This window comes from Ottowia sp. (genome assembly GCF_047975795.1).
Taxonomy (GTDB): domain Bacteria; phylum Pseudomonadota; class Gammaproteobacteria; order Burkholderiales; family Burkholderiaceae_C; genus Ottowia.
The window spans coordinates 1-11935 of the sequence record NZ_JBKEEE010000095.1 but is presented as its reverse complement, the minus strand read 5'-3'; the positions used below and the strand labels follow the sequence as shown (position 1 = coordinate 11935).

Here is an 11935-nt window from a genome sequence, read left to right as displayed (position 1 = left end):
GACATGGCAAAGGCATGGCATGAAAGCCGAACACGTTCGCATCTACAAAGCGGTACACACCTGGAGCGGTATTGTGAGCGGCATGGCGCTGTTCATTGCGTTCTACGCCGGGGCGCTGGCAGTGTTCAAAGAACCGATCAACCGTTGGGTATCGCCGCCAGCGACCAGCCCTATGGTGTCGCTGGCTGAAGCGCCAGAGCTGATCACCAAAACGCTGGCGACCGACCCGTCAGCCGCGCGCGCTTTCACCATTTATCTGCGCGACACCGAAGACGTGCCCGCCCGCATGGGCTGGACGGTGCGCGATCCTAACGCCGATGACCACGATCCATCGGCCCACCGTGATTACCAGTCGGCGCTGCGGGCCGACGGTGCAGCGCAGGTGCAGCAGGTGCACCCTACGCCACTGGGCGACTTTATCGACGTGCTGCACCGCGTGGTCGGTCTGCCCACGGATAACGACCCCAACCGCTGGGTGATGGGCGTGGTGGCGCTGCTGTATGCGGTGGCCTTGTTTTCAGGCGTGGTCGTGCTGCTGCCCTCGCTGGTGAAAGATTTTTTTGCCCTGCGCGTAGGCAAGAACCTCAAACGCATGTGGCTGGACGCGCACAACGTGGTGGGCATCATCAGCCTGCCGTTTCACATCGTCATGGCGCTGACGGCGGTGGGATTTGCCTTTCACGATGGGTTTTACGACCTGCAAGACCGGCTGATCCACAACGGCCAGTTGGCCACTGCCTTTCAGCCCCCGGCCACTGCATTCACCAAAACACAGGCCCCGCCCGATCCGGCCACCATGCTGGCACCCACAGCACTGGTGGCGCGCGTCAAAACCATTGCACCGGATTTTGAGGCCACCCGACTCGACTACCAGGGCGTGGCCACGCCGCGTGCCATGGTGCGGGTCTGGGGCAAAGACTCGGCCGAAGTGATGCCGCGTGCGCTGGGCGGCTTTGCGGTGCTCGATCCGTACACCGGCAAAATCGCCAGCGCCGACTTTCTGCCCGGCGCGCAATCCGCCCCCAATCTGGTGATCAGCAGCATCTTTGCGCTGCACATGGCCTCTTTTGGGGGCGCTGCCGTGCAGTGGATGTACTTTCTGCTCGGCATGTGCGGGGCCTGGCTGTTTTACAGCGGCAACCTGTTGTGGGTGGAATCGCGCCGCCGCAGCGCCCGCAAAGCGGGCGATCCTGTGCCAGAGCAGCGCCGGGACACGCGCCTGATGGCCGCCGCCACCGTGGGCGTGTGCCTGGGTTGCGTGTGCGGCATCTCGCTGACCATCGCGGGCGGCAAGTGGCTGTATGGGCACGTCGGTGATCTGGGTTTGTGGCACAAGGGGCTGTACTACACCGCTTTCTTTGCCAGCCTGGGCTGGGCCTTCTGGCGTGGCGCGGCCATCGCAGGCGTGACGCTGCTGCGGGCCAGTGCAGCGTTGACACTGGCGATTCCGCTCACCTCGCTGCTGGCCTGGCTCGTACCCGGCCTGGGGCTGTGGGTGCACACCTCACCGGCCGCGCTCGGCGTCGACGCCACCGCATTGACCGGCGCACTGGCACTGGCACTGATGGCCCGCGCAGCCACACGCCGCCTGCGTCAGGGCACACCCGATAGCGTGTGGGCCATCACCCCACCCACACCACGACCCACACCACGACCCACACCACGACCAGCACCACTGACCACATCCGACAACGCGCCGCGCGCGCCTTGAACCGTTCAGCCCCTTGGACGTTTGGGCACAGGCAACTGCGCAGCCCGCATACCACCCGGCCTTGCGCCAATCTGGCATGACATTTTGGCGAGTGATGCCCTCAAAAGCTGCCAACTTGACATGATTTTTTGCAAAGCCATTCGATTAAGAAGAAAAAAATAATCTGTATCAAGGGCTTAGCGCGCCCACTCTGGCTGGCAAAGAAGTTGCTTTGAAGTGCTTGATCAAGCCACTTCAAGGTGTTCTTGCCACGATGACCAAAACTCTACTTTCACTGGCGCTGGCCTTGGCCGCAGGCGCATCCTGGGCGCAGGCCGAGCCGTATGTGGCGGGCCTGCACTCAGACCGCCGACCAGACAACGCGCCGCGGTTGACCCAGTTCAGCATGACCGATGCGCAAGTGGCGCATGGGTTGCGTGGCGTGGAAGGCACCTTGCCGGGCAACGTGCGCGACATCGCATCTGCCGGTGCATGGTGGACACCCCTGAACCACGAGGGCATGCCCACGCCTTACGACCTGCGCCACATGCACAGCGGCGCGGCAGCGGCGGACTTGTCAACGTCAACCACACCTGCGGCCAACGCTGGCGCGCATTAAGCCCATGCATGCCATGCGCCTTATTCATGCACGCCTGTCGCTCAAGACCAGGCGTGCCCAACCCTATCGCAGCCAACGCCATGAGACAGGCGCGCGCGGTGCTGTCCTTTGTCTGAGGGCAGCGGGCAATCAGCCCATCACTTGTTGCGGGGCAAACGCGCCCTGCGCAAGCGTCTTTTATTGGTAATTAAGGAGATCTCCATGAAAGCAGTTCGTAAAGTCCTCGGTTTGTCGGTGTTGGTGGCTGCTGTCGCTGCCGTCGCTCCAGCCATGGCCCAGCAATCAGGCATGAGCGGCATGTCCGGCATGTCTGGTCAGGAAGGTATGTCCGGCATGTCCGGTATGTCGGGCCAGCAAGGCATGTCTGGGATGTCCGGCATGAGCGGTATGTCCGGCCAGCAAGGTATGTCGGGCATGAGTGGCCAACAAGGCATGTCGGGCATGAGTGGCCAACAAGGCATGAGCGGCATGAGCGGTATGTCCGGCCAGCAAGGCATGTCGGGCATGTCCGGAATGTCGGGCGATAAAGCCAAGACCAAGAAAAAGTCGTCCAAGGCCAAGTCAAGCCAGCAAGGCATGAGCGGCATGTCGGGTATGTCCGGCATGAGCGGCATGTCTGGCCAGCAAGGCATGAGTGGCATGTCGGGCATGTCTGGTCAACAAGGCATGAGCGGTATGTCCGGCCAGGAAGGCATGTCGGGCATGAGCGGCATGTCTGGCGAGAAGAAATAAACCAGGCACGCTGTCTACGGTCTTTCAATAAGAAGCGAAAAGCCAGCCGCGCACCGCTCACCAGGGGGTGACGGTGCGCCCAAGCCGGGTCAGCACAGCGCTGCCCCGGCCCCTCTCCTTATCCATAAGCACCTTGGTCGGAGCAAGGTTATGAAAACACCCACGTTGAGGCCACGCACATGCTGGCCAGTTGCCTTTTTGTTTGCTGCGCTGCTATTTGTTACTGCGTGTTCTGACAGCCAACCCAGCGCGCCCACGACCACTGCCGCAGTCCAACCAGCGGCCAGCGCACCCCTTATCGCCGACGCAACGACGGCCTCCCCACCCGCTGATTACCAGCGCGCCAAATGGGATCCCATTCATTTCAAACCCGCCATTGACCAAGCCAGCGACCAGCAATGTCTGGCCTGCCATGCCGAGGTGCTGAAACCATCGGTACGCAAAACGTCTCCCGCCGGTGTAGAAGCCGCCACGGCTAAAGCCTGGTACCAGCAAACATCGACCTACGAGGGCGAACAAGACACCTTCCATCGCCGTCACCTGCAAACCACGCTGTCCAAGCAACTCATGAACATGCGCTGCACCACCTGCCACCAGGGCAACGAGCCACGCGACGAAGCGCCGGGCAGTTCTGCAACGGTACACGGCGGCAATGGCGAATTCACGCTGCGCAAGATGGTCAACCCCGAAACCACTTGCCTGAAATGCCACGGAAAAATGAATTGGGAGGTGATGGGTTTGCCCGGCCCGTGGGCGCAGTCCAAGGAAACATTTCAAAACAACTGCATGCTGTGCCATGCGGCGATCCGCACCAATCGACATCAGGTCAATTACCTGAACGCCAAGGCCATTGAAGAAGCCGGTCAAACCAACGGCGACGTGTGTTTTGGCTGCCACGGCGCGCGCGCCTGGTACCGCACGAGCTATCCCTATCCGCGCCACGCCTGGGACGGCATGGCCCCTGAAGTGCCTGACTGGGCCAAAGGCCGCCCGACAGAAAGCGAAGTGCGCTTCATCACAGCCACCATGAACACCCCCGCCCAAAGCGCCGCCAAAAACATTGCCGCAGCGCAAGGAGCCTCACAATGAAAAACGACTGGCCCACAGAGCCGCCCACCCGCAGTTCACACACCCGATTTCCCAGCGTCAGCGATTCGATCGACCGCGTGAGCGGTGGCTACAAGCGGCGCGATTTTCTGAAAATCATCAGCGCGGGCGCAGGCGCAGCGGGCCTGGTCAGCCTGGGCGTGACGGTAGCACCCAAGCGCGTGGAGGCATTTGCCTACGAGCCTTACTTTACCGACGACCAGTTGACCACCGTGGTCACCTCGTGTGCGCACAACTGCGGCTCACGCCACGTGCTGGTGGCGCACAAAAAAGGCGACGTGATCGTGCGCCTGTCCACCGACAACGGCGAATACCAGGCTGGCGGTGCCTACGGCAAAGACACGTTTGAAGAGCCACAACTGCGCGGCTGTCTGCGCGGCCGCAGTTACCGCTCACGCCTGTATTCACCCGAGCGCCTGCTGTACCCCATGAAGCGCGTCGGTGCGCGAGGCGAGCATAAGTTCAAGCGCATCAGCTGGGATCAGGCGCTGGATGAAATTGCCCAGAAGATGGTGCAACTGAAAAAAGACTACGGCCCCACGGCGCTGCTGGATCAAAGTTACGCCGGTGCCAGCTACGGCGTGCTGCACAAAAGCGACCAGATCGAAGGATTGCTGGGGCGCTTTCTGGGCATGTTTGGCTGCCGCACCAACTCGTGGAGCGTGCCCAGCTACCAGGGCACCACGTTTTCCAGCCGCATGACCTTCGGCACCATTCAAGACGGCAACGAAGACGACGCCTTTGCGCACAGCAAGCTGATCATCATGTGGGGCTGGAACCCGGCCTACACCTTCCACGGCGGCAACACCTTCTATTACATGCGCATGGCCAAGCAGCGCGGCTGCAAGTTCGTGCTGGTGGATCCGCAATACACCGACTCGGCCGCCGTCTACGACGCCTGGTGGATCCCCATCAAGCCCAACACCGACGCCGCCATGATGGCCGCCATGGCCCACCACATCTTCACCCACAACCTGCACGACCAGAAGTTCATCGACCAGTTCGTGCTGGGCATGGATGCGGGCACCATGGGCGAAGAATTTGCCGACAAGCAAAACTTCAAAGACTACATCCTCGGGAAATACGACAACACGCCCAAGACCCCCGAATGGGCCGAACCGATTTGCGGCGTCAAAGCCGATGACATTCGCAAACTGGCCGACATGTACGCCAAAACCAAGCCCGCCGCACTTAAAGCCAGTTGGGCACCTGGTCGTGCCAGCTATGGCGAGCAGTACAACCGCATGGCCGCCGCCTTGCAGGCCATGACCGGCAACATCGGCGTATTGGGCGGCTGCGCCGAGGGCGTGGGCAAAGCCTGGCACAGCGAAAGCGTGGCCTACCCCTACGACGAAAACGCCAACCTGTGGTGGGCCTCGATCAAGTCCGACCGCTGGGCGCACTGTGTGCTGAATTACCCGAACGTCAAGAGGCAGGAGGTGGGTCTGTGGCCGCGCGGCGACGACCTGGACGGCAAGCTGCCCAACATCAAGGGCATCTTTTGGCAAGGCAGCGACTGGTTCAACCAGCTCACCAACATCAACAAGGAAATCCAGGCCATCGAAAAACTGGAACTGGTGGTGTGCATGGATTCGACCATCACGCCCTCGGGCATTTGGGCCGACTACCTGCTGCCCATCGCCACCCACTTCGAGCGGCACGATGTGGCGCTTCCCTGGTACAAGGGGCACTACTACATTCATCGACCCAAGGTGATCGAGCCGCTCGGTGAGAGCAAGAGCGATTTTCAGGTGTTTACCGAGCTGTGCTACCGGCTTCAAGCGCTTGACCCCAGCCTGAACAACCTAGGCAAACGCTACAACCCGCGCGCCGAGCGCAGCTACTTCGATAACCCCGATGCCGTGGACGAGGCCTATCTGCAAGCCTGGTGGGAAGGCAGCGTGCAGCACCACCAGGGCGTGACCATGTCGTGGGAACAGTTCAAAAAGCACGGCACCTATAAATTTCTTCTGAAAGAGCCGCACGTGGCCTTCCGCGATCAGGTGACCAAGGGCACGCCGTTTGAAACCCCTTCCGGCAAGATCGAGATTTTTTCCACCCAACTGGCCAACATCACCGACTGGACGAAGACGCAGTATGGCTACGAAATTCCGTACATCCCTAAATGGGTGGAGCCGTTCGAGTCGCTCAATCACCCCATCGCCAAGCAGTACCCATTTCATTTGATCAGCCCGCATCCGCGCTGGCGCACGCATTCGATCTTCAACAACATTCCGTGGTTGCGCGAAACCTATGAGCAAGAAGTCACCATCAACGCCAGCGACGCGCGCAAGCTGGGCATACAAACCGGCGACACCGTCGAGGTGTGGAACGACCGCGGCAAATGCGTGGTGCCCGCCTATGTGACCGAACGCCTGCTGCCCGGTGTGCTTGTGCTGTTTGAAGGTGCCTGGATGGACCCCGACAAAAACGGGATCGATCGCGCAGGCAACCCCGACTTCCTCACGCTGGACAACCCCAGCCCGGCCGGGGCATTTGCCTACAACAACGCCATGGTGCAAATCAAGAAGTCTGACTTGGTGCACCGTCCAGGGTGGGACGAACTGGCCGTGGCCCGCTCATCCGTTTTCCGCCGCGACATGTAAGGAGTGCCGCCATGGCAGAAAAACAAGTCATCAATAAACTGGGCATCGACGCCAAGGCACGCGTCAAATACGCACAAGAGCGCCGCGACGCCACCACCTACGAACCGGTCAAACCCGAGCAGCAGTGGGGCTTTATCCACAACAACATGGACTGCATTGGTTGCCGCGCCTGCGAAATCGCGTGCAAAGACAAAAATGGCCTGCCACCAGGGCCGCGCTTTCGCCGCGTCATGTACGTGGAAGGGGGGAGCTTTCCTGACGTGTTTGCCTACAAGGTCAACATGTCGTGCAACCACTGTGCCGAACCGGCCTGCCTGCCCACCTGCCCGACCGGCGCGATCTGGAAGCGCGCCGACAACGGCGTGGTGGACATCGACAGCTCGCTGTGCATTGGCTGCCGCCGCTGCGAAGCGGCTTGCCCGTTCGGCGCGCCGCAATACGACCCCACGGACAACACTGTCAAGAAATGCAACCTGTGCATTGACGAGCTGGAATCCGGGCGCAAGCCGTATTGCGTGTCGGCCTGCATGATGCGCGTGCTCGACATTGGCCCGATCGAGCAATTGAAAGCAGGCACCTGGGACACCAAAGCCATGGTCAAAGGCGTGGACGTGCCGGTGCGGCAGGTGCAGCACATGGCCAACCCTGAGCTGACCAACCCCTCGATCGTGTTTGTGGCGCACCCCAAAGGCAAGGTCGAAGCCCCTGCCGAATCAGCGCCTGCACCATCCAGCAAGGCATCGTCATGAGGGGCGGCACCACAGCTTCATCAGCCCCCGCAGCGCACGACTGGATGCCGGTGGCCGAAGATTTGCGCACCCTGGCCTGGTTGCACGCCCAAGAGCGCACGCCAGAGGTGCTGGCCGAGCTGTACGCCAACGGCTTTCCTGAGACGCTGGCTGTGCTGACCGCTGACGCGCCTGAAGTCCAGGCCATGGCCAAGACACTGCAAGCACTGGCCAGCAGCCACTGCGAAAGCGATGCGGGACTGCCCGGCTCTACCACCGATCAATTGGCCGCCGACTACGCCGCCATTTACCTGACACACGCCCTGCGCGCGTCTCCGCACGAATCGGTGTGGCGCGACGAAGACCATTTGATGCTGCAAGCGCCCACCTTCGCCGTGCGCGACTTTTACCGCCGCCATGGCGTGCAGGTGGCCAATTGGCGCCAGCGTGCGGATGACCACATCACGCATGAACTGGAGTTTGTGGCACTTCTGCTTGAGCGTGGCGAGGCACGTGAAGCCGCCCGCTTTTTAAAAACCCACCTGCTGGCCTGGCTGCCGCAATTCGCCACCCGGGTCGCACAGCGCGCGGACACCCCGTTTTATGCCGCACTGGCGGCGTTGACTTTGGCTGCCTGCAAAGCCTGCCAACAAGCGTTGCCCCAGGTTGCCGTATTACCTCCCGTGGTCACACCCGCGGACGCGCAACGCCAAAGTGGTTGCGGAACCATGCTGCCGTAATGGGGCTGGCGGTGCCCCAACCGTGGGCCGAAATGGCTGCACCAGCCGCTGCCTCTGCGCTGCCCATCCCGTGGATACGCCAGTCATGCAGCGCATGCAAGATTGACTTCCATCAAGGGTCGATCAGTAAAGGTACATCGATCAGCCAGCCGGTGTACCCCACTAGCCAGCACGGGTGGCGCAAGCCGCACAATCGGTTGGTGCAGCAAGAAATCCACCCATGAGCGCCCAGCCAGAAGCCATGACACCCCTGGCGATGCAGCTCCCGCAAAGCCGCTCGGGCTTGCGTGGCTGGATTGCAGCCTCGGTATCCCGGCAATTGACGCTGGGCCTGGTACTCGCCTTGCTGCTGTCTGCAGGGGTCATGCTGGTGTTGGCCGTGGGCATCAGCCAAAACGCGGTGCGCTCAGAACACGAATCGTCCGCGCGGCGGATGGCCAAGTTGTTCGAGGCCAGCTTGCAAAACGCCATGCTCAAGCGCGATCTGACGGGTTTGAGCACCATTGTGGCCGCGCTGGGCGACGTGCCCGGTGTGGAGCGCGCACGTCTGCTTGAACCTCAAGGTGCCGTCCGCTTTGCCTCACAGGCCACCGTCGTGGGCACATCGGCGCAGGACGAATTGAACGGGCTGTGCTTAACCGCAGGCTGCCCCACGCCCCAGCCGCAACTGGTCTGGCGGGCCAATCCCAACGGCGAGCAACTGCACATGGCCTACCCGGTGCTGAACCAGCCGCGCTGCATGCAATGCCACGGCACACCTGATCAACACCCGGTCAATGGCGTGCTGCTGCTCGACTTTGCGCCGGTTTCAACGGCCAGTTTCGGATCACGCTCAGCCGGCATGCTGCTGGGCGCAGGTTTGGCTGCCCTGGCATTGTTTGCCGCGCTGATGAGCATGACGCTGCGCCGCCGAGTCAGCCAGCCTTTGGCGGCGCTGGCTGAGGCGGCCGACCAACTGGCCGTGGGGGACATGGACACGCGCGTCAACTCGTCATCAGAAGACGAGCTGGGCCGTGTCAGCCGCAGCTTTGACCGCATGGCCGGGCGGCTGGAAAACATGGTTGGCACGCTGCGAGAAGAGCGGCGATTTTTGCAATCCATGGTCGACGCCATCCCCGACCCAGTGCTGGTCATCGGCCCCGACTTCCGCATTCGCCTGGCCAACCAGGCCTATGCCCAATTGCTGGGGCATGCGCTGGACGGCGTGGTGGGCCAATGCTGCCACCGCATCAGCCGCGGCAGCGCCGCGCCGTGCCCCAGCACTTTGCTGACCTGCCCGGTGGCCGAGATGCGCCAACACCCTCAGCCTGTGCGCAGCTTGATGACCCTGCAAAAAGCAGGCGGCGGCACGGTGGAAGTGGACATCGAGGCCGCCCCCTTCATCACCAATCAGGGCGAGCGGCTGACGGTCGAGGTCATGCGGCCGCTGGACAGGTCCATCCAGTTTTCTCAGCAGCAACGACTGTCCACCATCGGTTTGCTGGCCAATGGCGTGGCGCATGAGATTCACAACCCACTGGCGTCGATCCGGCTGGCGCTGCAAGCCTGTTTGCGCGGCCTGCGTCATGATGAGATGCGCAGCGATGAACTGATCGATTACCTGCAATTGGTGGACACCGAAATCGACCGCTGTGTGCTGACCACACAGCGGCTGCTGCAAATGAGCCAGGCACCGTCACCCACCCTGCACGCCGTGTCGATCAATGCGGCCTTGGGTGATGTGATGGCCTTGTTGAGCGAAGAATTTCGGGCACGCCACGTCACGGTGCAATTGGAGGGCATGGCCGAAGACGAGCAGGTGCTGGGCGACAAGGCCGAGCTGCGCCAGGTGCTGGTCAACTTGCTGCACAACGCATTGCATGCCATGCCCAAGGGCGGCCAGATTCATGTTCGGACCGAGGCGTCCACCGACGACGCCACGCTGAAGCTGTCGGTGCAAGACACCGGCTCGGGCATTGCCCCTGAAAATCTGCCCTTGATTTTCATGCCATTTTTCAGCCACCGCATCGACGGCCAGCGCGGCACTGGGCTGGGGCTGGCCATTTGCAAGGCGGCCATGGATCGGTTTGGTGGCACCATCGACGTGACCAGCCAACAAGGTGTGGGCAGCACTTTTACACTGACGCTGCGACGCTCCACCCCGCCATGAAGCCGTCGATTCTGGTCGTCGAAGACGATGTGATTCTGAACCGCCTGCTGGTCAAAGAGCTGGGCAAGTGCGGCTATGACGTGGCCAGCGCAGCGTCTTGGCGGGAAGCGCAAAAAATCATCGCCTCTTTTGCGCCTGATCTGGTGCTGCTGGATGTCAACCTGCCCGACTCCACCGGTTTTGGGCCACTGCAAGAAGTGGCGCAGTCGCGTGCCGTGGTCATGCTGACCGCCTACGGTGACGTCAATCAGGCGGTGCAAGCCATGCGCCTGGGTGCGGCCGACTATCTGGTCAAACCCGTCAACCTGGACGAGCTGGAACTGGTGATCCGCGCCGCGCTGGAGCGCAAACAGTTGCAGGCACAAAAGGCAGCCACGCACGGCGATGCCATGACCGCCATGATTGGCGACAGCCCGGCCATGCGCCAATTGCGCCAATTGATCCGCGAGGTGGCGGCCAGCGACGTGACGGTGCTGATCCAGGGCGAAAGCGGCAGTGGCAAAGAACTGGTAGCGCAGGCGCTGCACGCCGCCAGCGCGCGCAGCGACGAACGTTTTGTGGCCGTGGACTGCACCACGCTGCAAGAGGCGTTGTTTGAATCAGAGCTGTTCGGCCACGAACGTGGTGCCTTCACCGGTGCCGACCGGCGCAAGGCCGGGCTGATTGAAGCGGCCGCGCACGGCACGCTGTTTCTGGACGAAATTGGCGAAGCTGGCCCGGCCATCCAGGCCAAGCTGTTGCGGGTGCTCGAATCTGGCCGGTTCCGGCGCGTGGGCGCGACCGCCGATCTGCGCACCGACGCCCGCATCGTGGCCGCCACCAACCGCGATCTGGCGCAGCGTGCCCGGCAAGAGCTGTTTCGTGACGACCTTTATTACCGCCTGGCAGCGTTCGTCATTCAGGTACCACCCTTGCGCGCACGGTCTGAAGATGTGCGCGCTCTGGCAGAACATTTCATCGCACTCAGACGGCGCGCCAGCGCACTGCCACCCATCACCCTGAGCCAGCACGCACTGGATGCCTTGGTGAGCTACAACTGGCCTGGCAACGTGCGCGAGCTGCGCAACGTGATCGAGCGCGCTTTGATTCTGGTGGGCAACGCACCGGAGATCGCGCCCGAACACCTGGGGCTGAACCAGGCCGCGGCAGCCATGCACTGGGCCATGCCAGCCCATACGCCTGAAGCCGTATCAGCCACCGCATCCGCCACCACGTCGGCCCATGTGGCCGACGACACCCTAGTGCTTCAGGGTGAGCCGACGCTGGAACACATCGAGCGCGAGTACCTGGCGCAGTTGCTCAAAAAGTATGATGGCAACCGGCGCAAGGTGGCTGAAGCGCTGGGGGTGTCCGAGCGCACCGCCTACCGCATGATGGACCGGCATGGGTACAAGTAGCTTCTGACCGTCTTGGCCGTTTCGCTGCATCGTCCATCTAGTGTCCTGAGCTGTAAGTTCGTTGAAATGAAAAATCTGCCGAAATCGGCACCAGGCAAGGCGCAAAACGCAGCGATACCGGGCGGTATCGCGAGGCTTTGCAACGCCGCATGGTGTCCGATTCTCGG

Annotated in this window: 9 protein-coding genes; all 9 read left to right on the top strand. The window is 62.0% G+C overall.

What is annotated here, in order from left to right; translation table 11 throughout:
* Nucleotides 1-19 precede the first annotated feature (19 nt).
* The 9 genes from ACK5NW_RS14365 to ACK5NW_RS14325 all read left to right on the top strand — a co-directional run bounded on the left by ACK5NW_RS14365 (nt 20) and on the right by ACK5NW_RS14325 (nt 11768).
* On the top strand, nt 20-1711 hold the full coding sequence (locus tag ACK5NW_RS14365) for a PepSY-associated TM helix domain-containing protein (RefSeq protein WP_416929246.1): 1692 nt from the start codon (nt 20-22) through the stop codon (nt 1709-1711).
* Between the two features lie 253 nt (nt 1712-1964).
* The gene (locus ACK5NW_RS14360) at nt 1965-2309 is read left to right on the top strand and encodes a hypothetical protein (protein WP_416929244.1); all 345 of its coding nucleotides are present in this window, start codon (nt 1965-1967) and stop codon (nt 2307-2309) included.
* A 201-nt stretch (nt 2310-2510) separates the two neighbouring features.
* The gene (locus ACK5NW_RS14355) at nt 2511-3041 is read left to right on the top strand and encodes a hypothetical protein (RefSeq protein WP_416929242.1); all 531 of its coding nucleotides are present in this window, start codon (nt 2511-2513) and stop codon (nt 3039-3041) included.
* Between the two features lie 150 nt (nt 3042-3191).
* Nucleotides 3192-4130 (top strand): hypothetical protein, encoded by a 939-nt coding sequence (locus ACK5NW_RS14350; RefSeq protein WP_416929240.1) that lies wholly within the window; start codon nt 3192-3194, stop codon nt 4128-4130.
* Entirely contained in the window at nt 4127-6754 is a 2628-nt protein-coding gene (locus ACK5NW_RS14345) for a molybdopterin-dependent oxidoreductase (protein ID WP_416929238.1), read from the top strand. The genes ACK5NW_RS14350 and ACK5NW_RS14345 overlap by 4 nt, the downstream gene beginning before the upstream one ends.
* An 11-nt stretch (nt 6755-6765) precedes the next feature.
* Nucleotides 6766-7503, top strand: coding sequence for a 4Fe-4S dicluster domain-containing protein (locus ACK5NW_RS14340; RefSeq protein ID WP_416929236.1), 738 nt, complete (start codon nt 6766-6768; stop codon nt 7501-7503).
* Complete coding sequence (locus tag ACK5NW_RS14335; RefSeq protein ID WP_416929233.1) at nt 7500-8222, top strand: TorD/DmsD family molecular chaperone; 723 nt, start codon at nt 7500-7502, stop codon at nt 8220-8222. The genes ACK5NW_RS14340 and ACK5NW_RS14335 overlap by 4 nt, the downstream gene beginning before the upstream one ends.
* A 220-nt stretch (nt 8223-8442) precedes the next feature.
* The gene (locus ACK5NW_RS14330) at nt 8443-10371 is read left to right on the top strand and encodes an ATP-binding protein (RefSeq protein ID WP_416929231.1); all 1929 of its coding nucleotides are present in this window, start codon (nt 8443-8445) and stop codon (nt 10369-10371) included.
* On the top strand, nt 10368-11768 hold the full coding sequence (locus tag ACK5NW_RS14325) for a sigma-54-dependent transcriptional regulator (RefSeq protein WP_416929229.1): 1401 nt from the start codon (nt 10368-10370) through the stop codon (nt 11766-11768). Before ACK5NW_RS14330 ends, ACK5NW_RS14325 begins: the two co-directional genes overlap by 4 nt.
* Nucleotides 11769-11935 lie beyond the last annotated feature (167 nt).